At 37.6% G+C, this 22357-nt stretch carries 18 protein-coding genes; 8 read left to right on the top strand and 10 right to left on the bottom strand.

From position 1 onward, the window contains the following. Positions 1–5: 5 nt before the first annotated feature. The 5 genes from QUE86_RS20080 to QUE86_RS18515 all read right to left on the bottom strand — a co-directional run bounded on the left by QUE86_RS20080 (position 6) and on the right by QUE86_RS18515 (position 4707). The gene (locus tag QUE86_RS20080; protein WP_286260516.1) at positions 6–1598 is read right to left on the bottom strand and encodes a hypothetical protein; all 1593 of its coding nucleotides are present in this window, start codon (positions 1596–1598) and stop codon (positions 6–8) included. A gap of 58 nt (positions 1599–1656) precedes the next feature. Beyond that, positions 1657–1893: a hypothetical protein gene (locus QUE86_RS18530; protein WP_235377399.1), complete on the bottom strand. Its 237-nt coding sequence runs from the start codon at positions 1891–1893 to the stop codon at positions 1657–1659. Between the two features lie 269 nt (positions 1894–2162). Then, positions 2163–2480, bottom strand: coding sequence for a hypothetical protein (locus tag QUE86_RS18525; RefSeq protein WP_286260515.1), 318 nt, complete (start codon positions 2478–2480; stop codon positions 2163–2165). 43 nt (positions 2481–2523) lie between these two features. Further along, a complete protein-coding gene (locus QUE86_RS18520) occupies positions 2524–4515 on the bottom strand; it encodes a replication endonuclease (RefSeq protein WP_286260514.1) in 1992 nt (663 codons plus the stop codon). A gap of 3 nt (positions 4516–4518) precedes the next feature. Further along, positions 4519–4707 (bottom strand): hypothetical protein, encoded by a 189-nt coding sequence (locus QUE86_RS18515; protein ID WP_286260513.1) that lies wholly within the window; start codon positions 4705–4707, stop codon positions 4519–4521. A 131-nt stretch (positions 4708–4838) separates the two neighbouring features. Here QUE86_RS18515 and QUE86_RS18510 point away from each other — a divergent pair, with 131 nt between their 5' ends. Beyond that, a complete protein-coding gene (locus QUE86_RS18510) occupies positions 4839–5177 on the top strand; it encodes a DUF3693 domain-containing protein (RefSeq protein ID WP_054554905.1) in 339 nt (112 codons plus the stop codon). Between the two features lie 102 nt (positions 5178–5279). Here the strand turns inward: QUE86_RS18510 and QUE86_RS18505 are convergent, their stop codons facing one another. Then, positions 5280–5843 carry a lipid-binding SYLF domain-containing protein gene (locus QUE86_RS18505; protein WP_130052373.1) on the bottom strand — a complete coding sequence of 188 codons (564 nt, stop codon included), beginning with the start codon at positions 5841–5843 and terminating at the stop codon, positions 5280–5282. 142 nt (positions 5844–5985) lie between these two features. Between QUE86_RS18505 and QUE86_RS18500 the strand changes: the two genes are divergently transcribed. After that, the gene (locus QUE86_RS18500; protein ID WP_167657296.1) at positions 5986–7197 is read left to right on the top strand and encodes a tyrosine-type recombinase/integrase; all 1212 of its coding nucleotides are present in this window, start codon (positions 5986–5988) and stop codon (positions 7195–7197) included. After that, a complete protein-coding gene (locus QUE86_RS18495) occupies positions 7197–8387 on the top strand; it encodes a cation:proton antiporter (protein WP_130052371.1) in 1191 nt (396 codons plus the stop codon). Before QUE86_RS18500 ends, QUE86_RS18495 begins: the two co-directional genes overlap by 1 nt. Positions 8388–8439: 52 nt before the next feature. Here the strand turns inward: QUE86_RS18495 and ydiJ are convergent, their stop codons facing one another. Continuing rightward, positions 8440–11484 (bottom strand): D-2-hydroxyglutarate dehydrogenase YdiJ, encoded by a 3045-nt coding sequence (ydiJ, locus tag QUE86_RS18490; RefSeq protein ID WP_130052370.1) that lies wholly within the window; start codon positions 11482–11484, stop codon positions 8440–8442. 147 nt (positions 11485–11631) lie between these two features. Between ydiJ and QUE86_RS18485 the strand changes: the two genes are divergently transcribed. Beyond that, positions 11632–11841: a PGPGW domain-containing protein gene (locus QUE86_RS18485; RefSeq protein ID WP_130052369.1), complete on the top strand. Its 210-nt coding sequence runs from the start codon at positions 11632–11634 to the stop codon at positions 11839–11841. 80 nt (positions 11842–11921) lie between these two features. On the opposite strand, the gene ppsA is transcribed toward QUE86_RS18485, so the two are convergent. Continuing rightward, complete coding sequence (gene ppsA / locus QUE86_RS18480; RefSeq protein ID WP_138617233.1) at positions 11922–14297, bottom strand: phosphoenolpyruvate synthase; 2376 nt, start codon at positions 14295–14297, stop codon at positions 11922–11924. A gap of 152 nt (positions 14298–14449) precedes the next feature. Between ppsA and ppsR the strand changes: the two genes are divergently transcribed. Next, the gene (ppsR, locus tag QUE86_RS18475; RefSeq protein ID WP_130052367.1) at positions 14450–15259 is read left to right on the top strand and encodes a posphoenolpyruvate synthetase regulatory kinase/phosphorylase PpsR; all 810 of its coding nucleotides are present in this window, start codon (positions 14450–14452) and stop codon (positions 15257–15259) included. A gap of 63 nt (positions 15260–15322) precedes the next feature. On the opposite strand, the gene QUE86_RS18470 is transcribed toward ppsR, so the two are convergent. Next, positions 15323–16672 carry a class II 3-deoxy-7-phosphoheptulonate synthase gene (locus QUE86_RS18470; RefSeq protein WP_054563102.1) on the bottom strand — a complete coding sequence of 450 codons (1350 nt, stop codon included), beginning with the start codon at positions 16670–16672 and terminating at the stop codon, positions 15323–15325. A gap of 434 nt (positions 16673–17106) precedes the next feature. Between QUE86_RS18470 and QUE86_RS18465 the strand changes: the two genes are divergently transcribed. Then, positions 17107–17982: a DNA replication terminus site-binding protein gene (locus QUE86_RS18465; protein ID WP_130052366.1), complete on the top strand. Its 876-nt coding sequence runs from the start codon at positions 17107–17109 to the stop codon at positions 17980–17982. Positions 17983–18039: 57 nt separating this feature from the next. Here the strand turns inward: QUE86_RS18465 and QUE86_RS18460 are convergent, their stop codons facing one another. Further along, on the bottom strand, positions 18040–19254 hold the full coding sequence (locus QUE86_RS18460; protein ID WP_054563104.1) for a hypothetical protein: 1215 nt from the start codon (positions 19252–19254) through the stop codon (positions 18040–18042). Between the two features lie 769 nt (positions 19255–20023). Between QUE86_RS18460 and QUE86_RS18455 the strand changes: the two genes are divergently transcribed. Together QUE86_RS18455 and QUE86_RS18450 are read left to right on the top strand one after the other, a co-directional pair. Continuing rightward, positions 20024–21262, top strand: a complete 1239-nt coding sequence (locus tag QUE86_RS18455; RefSeq protein ID WP_167657300.1) for an AAA family ATPase — start codon at positions 20024–20026, stop codon at positions 21260–21262. Positions 21263–21276: 14 nt separating this feature from the next. Then, complete coding sequence (locus QUE86_RS18450) at positions 21277–22239, top strand: transcriptional regulator (RefSeq protein ID WP_167657301.1); 963 nt, start codon at positions 21277–21279, stop codon at positions 22237–22239. Positions 22240–22357: the final 118 nt, after the last annotated feature.

Genomic DNA, 22357 nt, shown 5'->3' with positions numbered 1-22357 from the left:
AACTCCTAAACAGTTGAAAACGCTCTAAATGATTGAGATGTAATGTTTAATACTGAAACAAAGGTCATTACATAAAGAAACCATTCAATAACAGGTTTAAAATAATCTTCGTAGTAAGGGCAATGCTCCCCAACACTGATAACTCGTTCAACATTACGGATAGAGACTCGAATATCAAAAGGAACGCATTGGCCTGTAAACCCACTAAATGCAGATGAAACATAAGAATCTAAACGGTTAAGGTATGCCTCAAATTCTCTTGGCACTTTTTGGTCTTTTTCATCATTTACAAAGTCACCAAAAGATTTATCAAATTCATCTAACTCCTTAGATAAATCCAGTGAGCATAAATCTCCAATACATGTACCTTCTTCAAAGGTTGAATTAATACCATCTGATATTTTGTCTAATTTTTCATTACCTTCAGTTACAAGTGAATTTGTTTTGCCTATAGCAGTACCAATTGAATCAACACCATTTTTCATATCTTGCAAAATGCCAAGCGTTATCTCATTTGCTCCAATAATTGCGTCTTTAATTGCTTTAGATTCATAGACATGTTCATTTGCCAATTTATTAGATGTTTGTATTTCTTTAGCAATCCTATCAAGACGATCATTGTTTGATTCGAAGCCATTATTCATATTGGAGTTGATAGCATCTAAGTTAGTATTGACCTTATTCATAGCTGGTAATAAGTCTGTAGATGCAGAGCCGTCAGTCGGGTCAGGGTCTGGCATTGGGTCAGGGTCTGGAGTTTTATCTGGGTCATTTGGGTCTGGGTCAGTTGGGTCTGGGTCAGTCGGGTCTGGGTCAGTCGGGTCTGGGTCAGTTGGGTCTGGGTCAGTTGGGTCTGGTTCAGTTGGGTCTACTTCAGTACAGGCAACAGGTTCTTGAGAACCATAAGATACAGGCATGTAAAAATTACCATTTTCATCGGTTTCTATTGAACATTGAGAACCATCGGGATTATCAAAGCAGATGGTTTGTTGTTGACCTGTACCAAAGACAAAAGGGTCATTGTCAGTTGGTGCAGGGCAATCGGGGTCTGCATCTGGGTCGGGTTCTGGGTCAGGGTCTGTACCATCTAGCAACTTAGCGCATTGCATAGGTGCAGTCTCTGGGTCAGTAGGCTGAGGGTCTTTCATTACTGGGAATTGATATTCAGGATATTGTTCAGGTGGACAAGTATGTTGCCACTCAGTTCTTAGATAACGTCCGTTACTTTGACCGTTTGAATTTTGTGATGGATCTGTACCAAAGGTATCGCAATCTCCATAACGGCAAGGTATAAAATCATAAGTCCATTTGTTAGAAGAAGTCCAAGTTATATCACCTGCGGAAGAATAGAAACCTGATGAAAGATGAGCATCAATAGATCTTTGAATGTATGTTGTCCAATAAGGTTGGCATACTTTAATATCATTGAACTCAGAAGCAATCTCAAGTTTATTATTATTACCACCTTGACACTCAAAATAATAAAAAGGCTGTGAGTCAGGTGCTCTTAAATCATTTGGGTCATATGGTAAATCGCCATTATTAGCGAAGGAAAAAAAAGCGCTTGTAAGCGCCAATATAAATATTAGTAATCGCATCGTTGCGCCTTTTTAAAGTTGGGAAAGGTGGAGACAAGCCCCACCAATTTAGGAGAGGTTAGCCCCCGTTAGCGCCTTTAGAGATAAAGCGACCAACAAGAGAGAAACCGATTGATGATGCTAGTGATACAGCAAGCACTGCGAAACCAGCACCAACTGCGGTAGATACATCACCCAATACTTCGGTTTGAATTGCTGTTACTTGGGCAGCATCTAATGCAGCATGAGCGCTAGAGCTAAGTGCAGCACCAGCAGTAACGAAAGTTGTTATCACAACAGCTTTTACATTTTTCATAGGAATATTCCTTCTAACATTTAATGTGAACGTGACGCTTTTTTGAATATTTCCGCCACGAAGTGATAAACTTTGCCAGCTCCAAAACCTGCAAACCAACAAAGAATTGCTGACCCAATAATCTTGGCGAGTAGTGGGTCAATACTGCTAACGGTTTCCACTGATGAACCCCGCATAAAATGAACCAAGCATAATGGCTGTAACAATGAGTGTTTGATAATCCATAATGAGATCCTTTATTAATGGGTAAATCTGCGGCATACCGAAAATTACTTAGGCTTACTTTCAGTTGGTAGACTGTGTAAGCGGAAACCTTTCCAGTCCATCTGGCGAGCGACGTTTGCACCTTCGTAATACTCGATATTGAGTAAAACAGGTTTTAAGCCCCAGCCATTCGGGTCTGATTGTAATTGCTCTAACAACTTGTAAGTGCCGTCTGTGTATTGGTCGGCAGAGACTTTTACAGACAGAATTTGTGCAGGGTTCTTCGTGTGAAGCTTAAACTCTGCGGTTGTTGGGAGTGGTGCACCTTTATCGTCAGTACGATTGATTGGTACTAAATCCGTGATTGCGCCTTCAATATTCATAGCTAGTTTCCTTAATGAGTGGTCGATAAATTAAAAGTTACAGTTAATGACACAAGTCCAAGTTCGCGATTTCATCGCTCATAATGTTGCCTGCCAGTGCTTCGTAATCCATGAACAAACACATGCTTTGGTAGTCCTCTAAAACACAGGCTTCTAAGAATTGCATTTCTTCTTTAGTAGGCTCGAATAAACGGCCATCGTCATGCCAGCCTTGAATCTGCTCTGATACGCCTATCATGATTTTGCGCTGAGCCTTAATGTCTGTTTCAGTCAAAATCTGTGACGTACCGCGACGAGTGATAACAACAACAGCATCCCATGCAACACCCAAAATACGGTTTGCTGGTTGGTCGCCATATTTAGTGGCAAAGTAGGGCGATTGGGTTTCGCTTCGACTAATCTCGCCTGTAATTTGGTCAACAATGTCTGGTATCTGGTAATGGAGTCTTAACGTTTGGTCTTTACGTTTAACCTGTACGCCGCCCATTGCCAAACAAAACGCTTTCCAGTCAGATGAATCAGCAGCTTGACGAACCTTTTCTAAGGCATATTTTGAAACTGTATCTAGTGTGGTTTTCATTGCGTTTGCAACCTCGCATTTGCCTTGTTCGCCTTGGCCTAATCGTCTAAGTTCACGCCATAAACTGACAGATGGACCACCGATTTGTTGAAAGCGTCTAATGTTAAAAGTGCTTGCCCATGTTGATGCACGTTCGGCAGCATCAGCGGGTAGTACGTTAATTTCACCCGCTTGTGAGCAAGTGACTTTATCGATGCAATCACCCGTAACAGCTTTAGTAATGTATTTCGCAATGTAACCAGCCGCAGAGCCTTTGTTTTTGTTTATGGCTATTGCTTTAAAGCGGGTTGTTTTTGATTTGAATTCATCGGGTGTATCTTGGGTGCAAAGCTTTCTGAGTATGTTACGTACCTGAGTTGCATCACCTTTTTCCATGAATAAAAGCATGTGCCAGTGTGGGCAGCCGTCATGATGTGGTTCTACAACTCTAAAACCGTAAGGTCTTAAATCTTGCTTAGCGAATAGGGCGCGGGCACGTTTCCAAATATCGTTAAAGTATTCTTGTGCTTCTTGGGGTGTTGAGCCGTTATATTTTTTGTTCGGTATACCTGTATGGTGTACTGAATGAAAACGACTCGGCGCTGATAAAGTATAAAACTCACCACGATGGCCATGCATGTCTGCTAGTTCTTCAAAACCACGAATACGAACCATGAGTTCGGCAGCTTGTTGTTTACCCGATGTATGAGAACGTTCAATGATAGATTGCAGTGTTTCAAATTCTTCAAATGGATTTGATTCATTCGGAACAACAAATAAATCAGACATGATTTGTTCTGATTTACGTTTTCTATCACGGCGGTTTTGGATAGTGGGTTGTGAGACATAGGCACTTGCTTTTTTATGAACGAGTCTTAAATCACGTGCTAATTGTTCAATGGTTACAGCTTGGATTTTGCGTAATTTTCTACGCCACCAAATAGGGTCTGCAAAACGGTTAAGTGCCCCAACTAATGATGTTGCTGATAAGGTTGAACAGTAAGGTGAAACGAGAACCGGTGCATCGATATTAAATGAATTTGCCAATTCTTTTAATTGTGCAAACACATGCAAGTTATGACCATTTTTAGCGATTTTAAGCTCGCAATAGCGAGCTTTTTGCTCTGCAATATCGCAAAGTTCATCATCAGAAACGGATAAATTAATGTGTCCGAACTTCACATTTCCAAGTTTTAACGCTTCATCAGCACGCTTTAAACGGGCGTTTGCATCGGCTAAATTGCCGAATTTTTCAGCTAAAAAGTAGCCCGTACTCAACATGTGAGCAAGGTTAGAATGACGTTCAAAGATACGATTTCGCCAAGTCTGATAGTCGAAAAAACGTTCTTTCATTGGTTTCGATAAGTTTTCGAAAACGTCTTTTGCCGTGTTTGCAGGGTGCAAATTGGCCGTTAAATTCATTGCAGCATTTAACGGGAATACTTGAGCGTATTGGTTAGATGATAGTGCGGTCATTATCTAATCCTTACTATCCATATATGAATCTTTAAGTGTTTCGTTTATAGCCAAAAGAGCAGCAATAATTACAAACAAGTACAGGCCGAAAAAAATAGTTAGAGTAACTGGGTCAGGAATATCGATTGAGAATGTATCGAGTAAATATTGAGATAAGGTTTGGTTTAGATCATGTAATTTAGTAAAACTCATATCCGTATTCCTTGTTAAAATGACAAACTGTCAATCTTGAATGTTGGTAAATCTAGCATTCAGTTTTGACAGTCGTCAACTTTTTATTTATCAAGAATGACAGTTATAATTAAGTAAGTGAGGAGAACGCTATGAATTTTAGTTACGAACTAATTGAAAAATATAAAGAAGTTAAAGGTTACACTCAGGACAAACAAGTTATTTCAGATTTCACTGAATTTAACTCAGGTAATATGTCTCAAATTAAAAAAGGTAATCGTCATTTAACTGCGAACCAGTGCATCGCAATGGCAAATGCTGTTGGTATGGATCAAAAAGAAGCTTTACTAAAACTTGCTATCGAAAAATCAAAATCGAAGGAAGAAGGTAAGATCTGGTCGGATATTGTAAAAAAGATTAGTGCGGCATGTGTAGCGCTAACACTTGTTGCAGGACTAGCAAACGCTCCAACTGAGGACGCTTTTGCGTAATAGCGGATAGCTCATAAATTACGTTATGTTAAATAGGTTAAAATAATTAAAAGTGGGAGTTAAGTTGCTAACTAGCCCACTTTTAGAAGGGTTTTTGAAAGGTTAATTTAGTTCAGAATCCACCCAAAACTTAGTGCCTTTGAGTACTGCTTGAAGAGCAAGTCCATTTTCGGTTAAAGAATAAACCGTAACTTGGTCTGCAATTGCTTCGGCAACTAAAGCACCACCTTTTTCTTCATATTTTGCTGCTGCATCAGCATTTCCACCGAATGCCCAACCATGTTCAATAAAGCGATTTACTGCTGCTTGGTTATGAAAAACCATTACTACATTAAAGTCTTTTACACCTAAACCGAGCCCCAAACCAGCTTCACCCATATTCATATAAGTTGATTTACCAGTTAGGTTATTTTTAACGACACCATAACCGCCACCAAAACTGGCTAAAACAACGTTAACATTGGCATTATCAAAAACGGCATAACCAGCAGAGTTAGCAATTTGTTGTTTAACATCTGGCTTTTGTGCGTACAATTCACTCAATGTGTTATTTTTCATACTTTGCACTAAAGCACGTTTTTCATTAGGGGACGCACTACCTGTTGTGGCGCAACCGGTTAAAATTGTGGTCATTAAAACTAAACTAATAACGATATACTTTTTCATACATATTCCTTGAATATTAGTATGGCAATCTAATTAATGATTAACTGTTGCAAATATTTAAGATATCTTAAGTCCAATACTAGACAGTATCGGACTTTATGGTAGTCTTATAACTAGTTATTTTACAAGATTTTTCATTATTATGCTCGTTGCTCTCGTTGATACACTTAAACAACTGCGATACCAAATTGCCCATCTAGAAGATGATACTCTTGCAATAGAATATCCTGAACTTGATAACTTTATACAACAAGTTGGATTGACAGTTGCTGAATCAAAAAGTGACTTATCTTTTGTTTATCAATTTTTATATGTGTATGGTCGAAAATCAGAAGCAACTTTTAATCGCTTTCGAAATGAACTTGAGCGATTTTGTTTATGGTCATGGTTGATTGCTGAAAAATCGGTTTTTGAACTAAAACGCGAAGACATAGAAGCATATGTTGATTTTATGGTTGAGCCAGATTCAGCTTGGTTATCAAACTCAGTGCAATGGCGTTATAAAGATGAACAAGGTATAAGAAAGCTTAATAAAAATTGGCGCCCTTTCATTAATAAAGAAAATATAGCAAGCCAACAAACACTAGCAGCTATGTTTACTGCGCTAAATGTATTTTATAAATTTGCGATTTTAGAAGAAAAAACGTTTGCTAATTTTGTACCGGTAGTTAAAAAGAATAGTCCATATTTAGTAGTGCAATCACAAATTAAGATTCCAGATACACTGAGTGACATTCAATGGGAGTATGTGTTTGGTGTAACACGTGACCTATGTGAGCAACAGCCTGATTTAGAAAGAAATTTATTTACACTAGCTTGTTTGAAAGGTTTGTATTTACGTATTTCTGAGTTATCTGAAAGACCACAGTGGTCGCCGGTGATGTCACATTTTTGGCAAGACAATGATGGCTTTTGGTTTTTAAGAATTATGGGTAAAGGTAATAAATTACGTGATGTCACTTTAAGTGAAGATTTTATCACTTACCTAAAACGTTACAGATTATACCGAGGCTTACCTGCCCTCCCCCGTGTTGATGAAGCCGAACCATTAGTACACAAAATTCGTGGTAAAGGTGGTATGACTGTTCGACAAATTCGTCGGTTAGTACAGCAAAGTTTTGATTTAGCAAAACAATCATTATTAGATGATGGTTTTAAAGACGATGCGGAACAACTTGAAGCAGCAACGGCTCACTGGTTAAGGCATACAGGTGCAACCCATGATGCTCAAACAAGACCGCTTAAACACTTATCGGAAGATTTAGGTCATGCAAAAATTGCTACGACTGATCAAATTTATATTCAAACAAATATAAAAGAACGCGCAAAGTCTGGAATTAAAAGGAAAGTTTAATGGAATATACTATACTCGCATTAGTTGGTTTAGCTTTGTTATTTTACTCACTGACAATTCGTCAGTTAGAACGAACAGAAATAACCGGGCCAATGTTTTTTGTTCTAGTTGGCATCGCTATGTCTTACTTTTTGCCTAGTGAGTTCAAATTAGGTGAAGCGGGACTCAGTGAAATATTACCTTTAGTTGAATTAACTCTAAGTATTTTTTTATTTACCGATGCAGCAAAATCAAAACTGGCAGTATTAAAACATAGTTATCAATATCCTAGTCTTTTACTTTTTGTAGCTTTGCCAATGACATTACTATTAGGTGTTGCAGGTGCGTTGTTTTTCTTTTCTGAGTTATCACTTTTTCAATCTGCTTTGATTGCTATTATTTTAACGCCGACTGATGCAGCTCTTAGTAAAGGCATTTTAGAATCCACATCTGTACCTGAAAATGTTCGCGAAGGTATAAATACTGAGAGTGGTTTGAACGATGGACTTTGCGTACCAATATTCTTAGTTCTACTTTTATTAGCACAAAATCCAGAGAGTGCAGTAACAACGATTGATACCCTACTCGTTTTTGGTCGAGAATTAGGAGTCGCACTCGTTATTGCCGGCGTGTCTATGGCTGTGTTTATACCTCTTTTAAAAATTGCATTAGCACGTCATTATTTTGCAAATAACAGCAGCCCATTTTTATTAATTGGCTTGGTAATGGCTATTTTCTCTTTAACACAAAATTTTCATGGTAGTGGTTTTATTGCCGTTTTTGTAGCGGGACTATTATTTGATTACTTAGCACCTAAAAAAATTCGTTCAACATTAGTTAAAGACTCTGAACATATCGCTGAATTTGTTGCACTACTTATTTGGTGTTTATTCGGTTTTGTTTGTGGGCACTTAATTGTGAATGATATTACATGGCCAATTGTATTTTATGCCTTACTAAGCGTAACGATTTTTAGAATTGTGCCAGTTTTAATTTCGCTTATATTCACTAATTTAAATTTCAAAGACAAATTTACTTTTGCTTGGTTTGGTCCTCGAGGTTTAGCGTCTATTGTTTTTACTTTAATGGTTATGGACACAGCAATTGTGAACAAAGAACAAATTGCTACAGTGACATTAACGACAATTTTATTTAGTGTATTTATTCATGGCATGAGTACCAAGCCAATTGCAAAAAGTTACCAAAAATAAAGGCGCGTTAAGCGCCTTTATTTTTTTAATGAATTTAATAGCACTTTAATTTTTAAAGTAGCTCAGCAATTAATTGTAATGGATGTTTTGGTTTGAATTTTTCATAGCGCTTTACTTGGCTGCGACATGAGAACCCTGTTGCTAAAATTGTTTCAGGTTCATTGTCGGCAACAATTGGTTGCCAACTCATTTCATAAAGTGCGCGTGAATTTTCTTGGTTCTGTTTTTCGTGGCCATAGGTTCCTGCCATTCCGCAACAACCAGTACTTGTTGTGTCTAATTGTAAATTCAGGTCAGCAAAAATAGTTTGCCAAACTTTAGACGCATTTGGCATTGCTGTTGTTTCAGTACAATGACTTAACAGCTTAAATGGCGAAGTCTTATTAGTGGTAAGTGAAACTTGTTTGAAGTTTTGCGTTTGAAGCCATTCATGGGCAAGTTCAACTTTAAAATCACCACGGTCTTCTTTTAAGATTGATACATATTCATCTCGGTAACACATAACCAAAGAAGCATCGAGTCCAACTAATGGTGCATTGATTTCACTCAGTGAATTTAAAAACTCAGCAGCATTTTTTGCTGTTGTTCTAAATTCATTTAAAAACCCTTTCACATGCTGTGCTTTACCATTTGGTTTAAAAGGTAATAGCATTGGTTTTTTGCCTAACGCTTTAATTACTTTAATAAAGCTTTCGACTAATTCGGCTTCATAAAAACTAGTAAATGGATCTTGTACTATCAGTACATATTCGGCTTGCTCTTCTTTTGAAAGCGAATTAAGTAATTCAAAATTGAAATGCTGCTCTTTTGAAATACGTTTTGAAAGTTGCGGGACGCTTAAACTGGGCGTATCAACATAACCAATCGTATTTTTGATTAACCCAGAAACAAGTTTAGTGTTTACTATTGGGTTAACAACTTTAGCAAATTTTGCCATAACAGGTGCAGTTTGCTCGATACCCGCAACTAAGTAATCCTTAGCTGGTCGTGCATAATAACTGTGATAGAAATTTAAAAACCTTGAACGAAATGTTGGAACATCCACTTTGATTGGGCATGCAGTGGTACATGCTTTACAAGCTAAACATTCGTCCATAGATTCTTTCACCTCGTGAGAGAAATCATAAACGCCCTTTTTCTTATCACGACTATGTTGATAGCGCTCCCACCAAGTGATGACTTCGCCATTGATCAATTCTTTTTCAACATTGAGCAAATCAATATTTTCTGACTCTTGAAGTCGTAGCCATTCACGCATTAAACTTGCGCGCCCTTTTGGTGAATAACGGCGGTCACCAGTAACTTTATAAGATGGGCACATTGGTGATTTTTCGTCATAGTTAAAACACAGGCCATTACCGTTACAGGTCATAGCGTTATTAAATTCTGTTTTAACATCGATAGAAATTTCTTTGTCGAACCAAGCTCGCTTTTGATCATCAACAGAAACTAGTGAGTCTTTACTTTCAAGTGGAGTACAGATTTTACCTGGATTTACTCTATTATTTGGATCAAATGCCGCTTTAATTTTTCTTAATTGTGTAAATAAATGTTCGCCAAAAAATTCAGGGCCATATTCACTACGATACCCTTTGCCATGCTCACCCCACATTAAGCCGCCATATTTGGCAGTAAGTTTAACGACTTCATCTGAAATATGTCGAAGTAATTTTTCTTGTTCAGGGTCGCACATATCAAGAGCTGGTCGAACATGTAATACGCCAGCATCAACATGGCCGAACATACCATATTGTAGGTTGTGTTTATCGAGAAGTTCACGAAACTCGACTATAAAATCGGCTAAGTTTTCTGGTGGAACCGCAGTATCTTCAGCAAAAGCTAACGGTTTTTGACTGCCTTTTACATTACCTAAAAGGCCTACTGATTTTTTACGCATTGCATAAATTTTTAAAATATCAGCTTTGTCATTCGTTAACTGATAACCGATCACCCCATTAGTTTGTTTTTCAACACATTCATCAAGTAACTTGCAAAGAGTATCTACTTTATCTTTAATATCTTCAGGTGAAACAGCATTAAACTCAACCATGTTGAGTCCTTGCATTTCTCTGTTTTCAACATCGGTTATTAAGTCCGATACTGAGTGCCAAATAATATCTTCACGAGCAAGGTTAAGTACTTTACTGTCGACAGTTTCTACAGAAGTTGCATTTGCTGCAACTAAGAATGGTGAATGACGCAGAGCAGAGTCAAAGCTATCATATTTAATGTTAATTAAAGTCTTAAATTCTGCAATTGGTGTAATGTTTAGTTTTGCTTCAGTTACAATACCTAATGATCCTTCAGAGCCAGTAATTAATCGGCTCATATCAAAGGTTTGTAAATCATCAGAAAAAATATGTTCTAAATCGTAGCCGGTAAGAAAGCGGTTTAAACGCGGGAACTTTTCTAAAATAGCATCACGGTTCTCAAGGCCAATATCGATAACTGTTTTATATAATTTACCTATGGTTGTGTTTTGTTCAGCAATTATTTTTGCTTTTTCAACGCTCATAGGTGTTGTAGACATTTCTGTTCCATCAACAAGATAAGTAGTAAGGCCTAAAACATGATCACTTGTTTTGCCATAAACTAAAGAGCCTTGACCTGAGGCGTCTGTATTTATCATTCCACCAATTGTTGCTCGGTTACTAGTTGACAGATCAGGTGCAAAGAAAAAACCGTAAGGACGTAAAAAGTCATTTAATTGGTCTTTTATTACACCAGTTTGAACGCGCACCCAGTTTTCTTCGACATTGATTTCTAAGATTTCACGCATATAGCGAGATAAATCAACAACTATTCCTGGCGTTAGCGATTGGCCATTAGTACCCGTACCACCACCACGTGGACCAAAAGTCAGTGATAAAAACGGATCACGTGACGCAATTTGCATAGCAAGTTGTATGTCTTTTGCTGACTTTGGAAAGATGACACCTTGAGGTACTTGTTGATAAACGCTGTTATCGGTCGATAAACTTAAACGTGTAGAAAAGCTTGCATCGGTATCACCACTAAAACCTTGTTTTTTAATTGTTTCTAAGTAATTAGATACGAGTTCTGTGGCAGCTTGTTGTTGGCTTATTGTTGCTATCATGACGGTGATAAATTAAGGCATTTTGCAAATTATATCATGCTAATAGCTAAGATAAATTGAAGATTTTACAGTTTGTAACACTCTTTTTATCGATTTCGGGAGTAATGCTTTTATACTGTGTAATAAAGCAGCAAATGAGATAGACAGATGAAAAAAATTGCATTAATCAGTTTAGGTGCTTTATGCATGTTATTGGGATTAGTTTTTGTTATTATTCCCGGACCGTCGCTGATCTTTTTTATTGCCGGACTTTTCTGTTTATCTTTTTATTATCCTAAAGCGCGTGATTATTTAGCCTTGTGCCAAAAGGCACTTACTAAGTCATGTGCTTATATAGATAAAAAACTTGCTCGCTGATTTCTAATTGAGTAACAAAAATGCCAGCTAAATGCTGGCATTTTTTATATTAGAATCTTTATTTTAGATAAATAAAGTACTTAGTCTGCTAATTTCTTAGCAAGATATAACCAAGTTTCTAATACTGTATCAGGGTTTAGAGAGACAGAATCAATACCCTGCTCAACTAACCAAGCTGCAAAATCTTCATGATCTGAAGGACCTTGACCACATATACCTACGTATTTGCCTTTTGCTTTAGCAGTTTGAATTGCCATTGATAATAGTTTCTTGATTGCAGGGTTACGCTCATCAAATAGATGTGCAATTAAACCAGAATCACGGTCAAGACCTAATGTTAACTGAGTTAAATCGTTTGAACCGATAGAGAAACCATCGAAATACTCTAAGAACTCATCTGCTAGTAAAGCGTTTGATGGTAATTCACACATCATGATTACTTTAAGACCATTTTCGCCACGTTTAAGGCCATGTTCTTCAAGTAGTTCAATAACGCGTTTACCTTCTTCAAGTGTACGAACAAATGGGATCATGATTTCGATATTAGTCATACCCATTTCGTTACGAACACGTTTAATCGCTTCACACTCTAGCGCGAAACAGTCACGGAAATCTTCAGAGATATAACGTGCTGCACCACGGAAACCAATCATTGGGTTTTCTTCTTCCGGCTCATATTGCTGGCCGCCAACAAGGTTCGCATATTCGTTTGACTTGAAGTCAGACATACGAACAATTACACGCTCTGGTGCAAACGCACAACCTAGTGTTGCAATACCTTCAACAAGCTTAGAAATATAGAATTCAACTGGCGATTCATAACCAGCCATCATTTCTGAAATTTCAGCTTTAAGCTCATCAGATTGCGCATCAAAATTAAGAAGCGCTTTAGGGTGAACACCAATCATACGGTTGATTACGAATTCAACACGAGCAAGACCAACACCAGCATGCGGTAAACGTGCAAAGTCAAATGCACGATCAGGGTTACCCACGTTCATCATAACTTTCATTGGCAATTCTGGCATTTCATCAACGCGTGAAGTAAGTACTTCGTAATCTAAAATACCTTCGTAGATGTAACCTGTATCACCTTCGGCACACGATACTGTTACATCTTGGCCTGCTTTAATTAAATCAGTTGCATTACCACAACCAACAACAGCAGGAATACCTAATTCACGAGCAATGATCGCTGCGTGACAAGTACGGCCACCACGGTTTGTAACAATCGCAGCGGCACGTTTCATGATTGGCTCCCAGTCTGGGTCAGTCATGTCAGTAACTAGAATGTCACCTTGTTGTACTTTGTCCATTTCGTCAATTGAATCTAGTACGCGAACTGTACCTGAACCAATTTTATGGCCAATTGCACGGCCTTCAGCAACAACTGTGCTTGTACCATTTAATTGGAAACGCTCCATTACGTTAGCGTCTTCGTTTGAACGAACTGTTTCTGGACGCGCTTGAACGATGTAAAGCTTACCGTCGTTACCGTCTTTTGCCCACTCGATGTCCATTGGACGACCGTAGTGTTTTTCAATGATCACAGCTTGCTTTGCAAGTTCTTGAACTTCAGCATCTGTGATTGAGAATTTGTTTGAAAGCGAAGAATCTACATCAACAATTTCAACTTGCTTACCGTGTGATTCATCCGCAGAGTAAATCATTTGGATTGCTTTTGAACCAATATTACGGCGAACTACAGCAGGTTTACCGTTAGCAAGTGTTGGTTTGTGAACATAAAATTCATCTGGGTTTACAGCACCCTGTACAACCATTTCACCAAGACCATAGCTTGAAGTTACAAATACAACATCTTCAAAGCCAGATTCAGTATCAATACTGAACATAACACCTGAAGCTGCTTTATCTGAACGAACCATGCGTTGGATACCCGCTGATAATGCAACACCACGGTGATCATAACCTTGGTGTACACGGTAAGAAATAGCGCGGTCATTAAATAGTGAGGCAAACACGTGTTTGATGGCAGTCATTACTGCATCAATACCACGTACGTTTAAAAACGTTTCTTGTTGTCCTGCGAATGAAGCGTCTGGCATGTCTTCTGCTGTAGCAGATGAGCGAACTGCAAATGAAACATCTTGTGATGCGTCGCCATGTAATTGGCTATATGCGTCGCGGATGGCTTGGTCTAGGTTAGGTTGGAATGGTGTATCAATAATCCATTGGCGGATTTCGGCACCGACTTTAGCGAGTGTATTTACATCATCCACATCCAATGTGTCTAAAATGTCGTGGATTTTTGAGTTTAACCCAGATTGCTCTAGAAACTCGTTGAATGCATCAGCGGTTGTAGCGAAACCACCTGGCACTTGAACACCAGCGTTAGCTAGGTTTGAGATCATTTCACCCAGTGAAGCGTTTTTACCGCCAACACGTGGAACATCTTGCATACCAAGCTCTTGATACCAGAGAACGTATTCTTGCACGGATCTTTCTCCATAAACAAATTGTAGTACTAACTGTGAGAGTTAAGAAAGAAAACCTTCTAAAAAGGTCGTAGTCATTCTACACTGGCAACAGACCTCACGTAAACCGTGAAGCCCCTATTTTGCAGATAAAGGTAATAAAAAGGTTAAATATGAGAACTGCATTTTATATTTCTGATGGAACAGCAATCACTTCTGAAGTATTTGGTCATGCGACCTTATCAATGTTTCCTGTGGATTTTAATCACAAAACAATTCCTTTCGTTGAAACTGAAAAAAAAGCGAATGAAGTTAAGAACTTGATCAATTCAACCGCACAGCGTGATGGCGAACAGCCATTAGTATTTTTTACTTTTGTTAATCATGAGCTAAGTGAGATAATTAAATCTTCTTGTGCGGTTTGCTATGACTTTTTATCACAATATAGCGATAAAATTTCTCAAGAATTAGAAGTTGCACCTGTACCAAAAGTACATAGAACTCATTCAATGCACGAGAAAAGTTATGATTTTCGCATTGACGCAGTTAACTATGCGTTGACTAATGATGATGGTGCTAATATTAAAAACTACTCAGAAGCAGATATTATTTTAGTAGGTGTAAGCAGAAGTGGTAAAACACCGACTAGCTTATACCTAGCATTGCAATATGGTATTAAAGCGGCTAACTACCCTCTTACAGAAGATGATTTAGAAAGAGGCACTTTGCCTGAATGTTTAAAGGCTTACAAACATAAACTATTTGGTTTAACTATTGACCCTGTTCGCCTTGCGGATATTCGACAGCGTCGTATGGCGAATTCAAAATATGCGTCTTTAAAACAGTGTCGTATTGAAGTACGTGAAGTAGAAATGCTTTATAAAAAACAGAAGATTCAATATCTCAATTCAACACATCATTCAGTTGAAGAAATATCTGCAAAAATTATATCAGATACAGGTCTTGAAAGACGTAAGTACTAACTTAATTTAGTATCGGACATTAAAAAGGCTGCACGTTGCAGCCTTTTTGGATAACTTAGGATGTTACTTACGTGCGTCTTTTAATAAATCAGCAACTAAGAAACCAAGCTCTAATACTTGATCTGCATTTAAACGTGGGTCGCACTGTGTACGGTAACGTTGAGCTAAATCTTCATCTGATAATCCATACGCACCACCAGTACACTCTGTTACATGTTGGCCTGTCATCTCAAGGTGAACACCACCTGGGTAAGAACCTTCGGCCTTGTGAACTGCAAAGAACTGGCTGATTTCACGAAGAATATTATTAAAGCTACGTGTCTTATAACCTGAACTCGCTTTTTCTGTATTGCCATGCATTGGATCGGAACTCCAAATAACTTTACGGCCTTCTTGTTGTACTTTACGGACGAGAGCCGGTAACTTTTCTGGAAGAACATCAGCACCCATTCGTGTGATTAAAGTTAAGCGACCAGGGATGTTATCTGGGTTAACTGCATCAATAAGCTTGATAAGTTCATCTGGGTCCATACCCGGGCCAACTTTTACGCCTATTGGGTTTTTAATACCTTTAAAGAATTCGATATGCGCGTGGTCTAATTGTCGAGTACGCTCACCAATCCAAACAAAGTGTGCAGAACAATCGTACCAGTCACCTGATAAGTGGTCACGGCGTGTAAGTGCCTCTTCGTAACCTAGTAATAAGGCTTCGTGTGATGTAAATAAGTCTGTTTCTTTTAGGCTTGGAGCAACAGTTGAGTCAATACCACACACTTCCATAAACTCAAGTGCATCTTGAATTCTATCCGCTAACTGTTGGTACTTCTCCTTAAGTGGGTTTGCTGCAACAAAACCCATGTTCCAACGGTTTACTTGGTGTAAATCCGCTAAGCCACCTTGAGCAAATGCGCGTAATAGATTTAACGTTGCTGCACTGTGATGATATGCCGTCATTAAACGCTGTGGATCTGGTACTCGAGCTTGCTCTGTGAATTCAAAATTATTGATGATATCACCACGGTACGAAGGTAATGACACACCATCAATTGTCTCGTAATCTGACGAACGTGGTTTAGCATACTGACCAGCCATACGGGCGATCTTAACTACAGGGCACTTACCACCATAAGTTAAAACAACGGCCATCTGTAAAAGTGTTTTAAATGTATCGCGAATGTTTGCAGCATTAAAGTCACTAAATGATTCTGCACAATCACCACCTTGTAATAAGAAAGCTCTGCCTTCACATACAGCTTCTAATTGTTTGTATAAGCTACGCGTCTCTTCAGCAAATACTAAAGGTGGTGCGCTTTTTAATTGTCCCTCAACTGATTTAAGGGCTTCTTGATCTGGGTACTCTGGCTGCTGAAGTATCGGCAGTTTTCTCCAGCTGTCTGGGTTCCACGATTGCATGTTCTTTCCTCATTCCTAACATAGACCGTTAACGAAAACTAACTTATTGCACGTAGTAAGTTCAAGGACAATATTCAGGTATTTGTAATTATTTAGTTATTTAATAAATTCTTTAAGTATTAATGATTAAAACCGAAGAGTTTAAACCATTTAAAACAGATAGTTATCACTATTCTTATGCGTTTACTCTTTACAACAAAGGAAGAACACATCTTACCATAAGTTACTATCTATGTAACCTCAGCTTTACGCTAGATAAATACACTTTTCTAGCACTATATTGAAAAATAATAAAAGCGTGCTATGGAATACAATAAAGAACACATCATACATTAATTGTGCTTGTAGTTAGGTCAGCAATATTCATAATGGAAACTTCAAATTATCAAAAGAAAAGGTTAAACTTGAAACATGAGTATGTAAGATGTGTTCTTATGAGTACAAAGCTAGAAATTCGCAGTCAGTTTGATTTGGTAAGTGAGCTAACCCATTTATTTTGTGAAGAATTAAAACAGATGGGGTTTTATAAAGCGTCATATTATCAGTTGCCAGATATAAATATTAACGATGAAAAACAAGTTCCTTCTAATATCCCTGTTAATAAATTTGAGGGAGAGGAAGCTCAAAAGCAAATTCTTAATTCTTTTGGGGACTTTTACAAGAAAACGGGGTTAAGTAGCCGTGTATTAAAAAGGCATCCTGGGTTGTTAGTACTAAAAGATGTCGATAAGCAGTTTATTACCGCACGAATAAATCAGTTAAATAAAGCTAAATCCGATTTTAAAAACTGTGTGTTAGCAATTGATAATAATGATGCACGCTTTGAAGCTGTTCACAACGCAGTGCCAAACCTTATTACTTTAGCTGCTTATCGTAAAATTCATTTTGAAACTGAGTCCCCCTACTCTGTTCGTTTTACCTGGATGCACAAACATGCAACAAAAACGCTTACAAAAAAAATGGCGTTAGCTATGTTAGAAAAGTCGGCAGGTTATTCAAATCCAAGAATGATCGACCAACATTCTTGGCAAGCACTTGTAGCACAAGAACAAAGTCGTGTTGCAAGTTTGGGTGATAAAGAAAAATTACGAATTCGCAGGCCTACAAGAGTAAGTCCACAAGTAAATGTAAGATACACAGCGCAAAACCGATATCATGTTAGTGCAGCTCTCCCATTTATTTTGATAAACCCAGAACCAGATGTAAAACTTGGTACATTATCAGATTACCAAAAACCGGAGAGTCATCCTCGGAAAAGAGAATATGATTTCTTAGTAGATAGACTTTATTTAGAACAAGTAACAGATTGATTATGTTAAAAAGGCCACATGCGTGGCCTTTTTTCATAGTATGTATTATTAATGAAATTAATCTTCTACTATTTCTTCAATTTTATCTTCATCGATTAAAACTGCATTCTCGACAATACGTTTACCACCTTGAATTTCGATTCGTTTATTATGCTTATTAAGCGTAAGAATCTCATCGCAAAATTGATCAGACGGATGCATCTCGTAAGTGTAATCAATAATATTACCGGTTTTGTCATCTTTAACATTGGTAATGTTATATTCAGAAATTGCACCTTTCTCAATTAAGTCTTTCATTGTAGTTGTCATATCACGACGTAATGCTTTTAATTTATTCTCGGTAATTTCGTCGGTTGAATAAATTGAGCCGTACTTTTCCATGATAGATAAAAGGCGGAAATGGTAAGTTTTACCCGGAGCAGCGTAGCGCCATAAATGATATAAACGAAGCATCATCCAACGAGATAAACCACGTTTTAATTCTTGAGCACTATTGAAGTAGTAACCTTTATATTCAAGGTTGTCGATCATGTTATGAACAAATGCGTTCAAACATGCCACACATTTCACGTTACCACCCTGACCTTTTTTGCCACTAAAATGAAGTGATGACAAAAAGTTCATGTTCGATTCGTAAAATGAATCATCAATATCTGAGTTACGGGTATCTGTCGCTGAATATTTAAAAGAAAGTTTAGAACCTTGTAATGCCTCTAATGATTCTTTAATTTGCGGATACGGCATCGATTGACCAACCGCTTTTAATTCTTGCGCTAATTCATTCATCGAAAAAACAACCGCGTATTGAATTCCCGATTTAAAATTAATTTTTACAATCTTACCTTTTGAGGCTAATCGAATTAAGGCACGTTCTACCTTTTCTTCACGATCAGATGGCCAAACAAGGTATTCTACATCTTCACCGTCTTTACGTGTACTTACCACTGCAGGTGTTATTTTAATTTCGCCATCATAAAGAATGCCATCTACTTTTTCAGAAATTTTTCGAGTAACAATTGTTTTCTTTGGTGCTTCTTCAACAGGAAGCTTCTTATGACCAGAACGAACAAAACGTCCCCATAAATCATAATGATTAAAAGTGTTCGAGTAAGCTCTCAAACCATGTGCTGCATTTTCAATTGAAACGCGCACATCTTTATTGTCTGTAAATAGTGCAAGACTTTCATTATCAATCGCACTTTCCACCCCGTGGATCTGCCCGCGTAAAGTATCGGGTAAGTTATCTACCGAGATGTTGACCTTTCGGCTCATTGTTCTTATTTCCAATTTTTCTTCGACAGTTAATAACAACACATAAAACTTCAAAAGTTAAATGTTTAAGTTAGTATAAACTTGATCCGATCATAATTTATTTCTTTGGATCAGATTTATACCAACTAATTCTTACTTGCTAATTTTCAGATCAGATTTTTACTAAGTTATAGTTCATAGGTCGTGATTTTACTAACTCAGTTCAAATTATGTCCTGCAAAACGCCTTTTTATAGCAAATTAACACGACATAAATCCCATTTTCAAAACACCATGTGGATAAAGCGACTTCAAGTTAGCATAGATCTGATCTGTACCAACTATAGATCAGATCCATACTAACTTATTGCTTGATTTGATTAGCTTGTCAGTGCATAACTTTATAATTTAGTTAGTAAAAAATTGATCTATACCGATGATTTTGTGAATAAACTCGTGACTAAGCTGTGCATAACTCAAATGCTCATTTTTTGCTTAGTATTAGGCTGATCTGTGAGTAATAAGAGATCTGATCTTTACCAAGTAAAAGTATGATCTGGCTTTTTACTAAATATTCAATAAAATCAGTCAGATATTTCTATATTTTAGCATCTTAACCTTATATACCTTTATATTTAACCGATATTAATCTTATTTATTTATACTTAGCTTCAAGAAAGTTACAATTTTTTATTAAATGTCTTATAAATAAAAGGTATGTCGTCTTAAATACTTGTTTACAGCAATTTGAATGGACATTATACTTAAAGCATAACTTTGAGGAAGAAAGTATGTCTATCAATAATAATGCGCTAGCCACTTATAGGTTACTAAAAGCGACAGCAGAAGTTGCTGAAAAATCGCTAGAAGGACGTATTCAACATTATCGTGCTCATCTAAAGTCTGAAGAAAAAGAACTTCGAACTTATACCCAAAAAGCAGCAGCTGATTTATTAGGCTGTAATAATCGTACCTTAAAACGACGCCATGATAATGGTGACTTTGATAAACTTAACATTAAACGTGGTGCAAATGGTCACTATGCATATACCTTAGTAAATATTTTTGCTATGGCCGATATCATGGATATTAAGCCTGATCACCGTACAGAGGACGATAAATTACAAGTTATCGTTATCAATTCATTAAAAGGTGGCTGTGGTAAAACAACAAGCATGGTAAATATTGCCGCTGCACTTGCTACTACCAACATTAAACGCTATCGAATCGGTATTATTGATCTTGATCCACAAGGCTCTTCGTCAAGTTTTTTCCCACCAAGTGAGCCAGACCCGATCACTGTGGGTGACTTGATGCGTGATTGTATCGAGCTTGAAGAAAATGAAACCTGGCATGAGCTAGTAGGTAATTCTTTTTTACCTACCCACATTCCTAATATTCGTATTTTACCTTCAGGTATGGATGACTTTTACTTTGAGCATGAAACAGCAACTTTATTAAAAGATAGCTCTAGTTACGATAAAACACGTCACTATCATAAGCTGCTAGAAAAAGTTATCGAGCCAGTAAAAGACCAATTTGACATTATTCTAATTGATACAGCTCCATCCCTTAACTTCATGTTTTATAATGCATTAATGGCTTCAACTGCGATGCTTATTCCGGTTCATCCTGAAGCTGTCGACTTTGATGCAAACAATAAATACTTAAAACGATTAGGTGAGATTTACCATACAGTTGCAGCACTTGGTCACCAAGGTTGGGATTTTATGCAATTCTTGGTAACTAACTATGTTAAGGGTAACCACTCACAACGAGATATTGTTAAAGATGTTCGTAGTGCATTTGGTCGCCAAGTAATGAGCTATCCAATTAATCATAGTTCTGCTATTACAGCTAGTTCATCATCTTTTAACACCATTTTTGATCAAAAAACCTCTGACAGCTTAGCTAGTCGTGAGTCTTTACTTCGTGCTCAGGAAAATATCAAAGATGTAGTAGATGAGCTTGAAATGCTGATCCGCTCGAATTGGCAATCAACACAGTCGTCTCTAAATTCAGCTAAGTAAGGTAAAGAATAAAAATGGCTAAAAAACGTAAAAATGATACCAGCTTAGACCCTTTTTCAACCTCAATTGAAAGTAGTAGCTTAGATGCTTTGCTTGAACAGGCATCGGCTGGCGATGTTATTAGTATGCCAGCACCTAGCGATCCTACTCGCCAAATTACCCTGGTGTGTAAGGTTATTCCTAGCTCAGAAATTGAAGCAAGAACAAAGGTCTATGGTAAAAACCGCCGCGTACAATCATTACTAAATGAAAAGTCAGTTGCCGATATCCTTCCCGCAATTGCCGAAGACGGCCGCAACCAGCACCCTGCACTATGTTGGGATAAAGGTGACGAAATGCTTGTGTTAGCAGGCTCTCGTCGTCGTAAAGCATGTATTTTGAGTAACTCTGATTACTTAGTTTTAAGCTCTGAAGATTTTACAGATCAAGATGCTAAAATCCTTGCTGTATCATCAGACCAATACATTGCCCCAAGTCTGTGGGAGCTTGGTCAAGCTTATCAACAAACCCGTGATGAACTTATTGCTGAGGGTAAAAAGGGCTCTTATCGTGAGATTGCGGCAATTGAGGGGGTATCTCACACTGCGATTGCTGATGCTATCAAAGCTTATGAGAATCTCCCTGCAACAGTTTTGAGCCTTTATCCTACTGCTAACCATGTTGGCCGTGAAGTGGCCAAAAAGCTAATTAGTGCCAAAGAACGTGATGAGCAGTTATTCACTAAGTTAGTAAATGATGTGAGTAGTGATGCTGAAATAGCGCAGATTAGTAGCGATGATAAACGTGCTCTTGCAATTACGAAATTATTAACAGCTGAGCCTGCAACGCCAAGTCGCCGAGAAGCGCTCATCGACAGTGAGTTTGTTAGCGTACAGCGCAATATCAAAAGCGGCGATTTATCTGTCAAAATCGATAATAAAGTGATGACAGACAAACGTTTAGAGCAGTTAACTAAACTTTTAAATAGCTTTAATTAGTTAGTAAAATAATGATCTATCGCGCTTTTACTGTTAGTAAAAGCGTGATCCCAACCTCCCATTTGTTAGTAAAATAATGATCTAATAATGTAAAAATAGCTACTTATTAGCCTCTCAG

This window comes from Pseudoalteromonas apostichopi (assembly GCF_030297135.1).
GTDB lineage: Bacteria > Pseudomonadota > Gammaproteobacteria > Enterobacterales > Alteromonadaceae > Pseudoalteromonas > Pseudoalteromonas apostichopi.
Note: the sequence above shows the minus strand (reverse complement) of the source record. Positions and strands in the feature narration are given on the sequence as shown.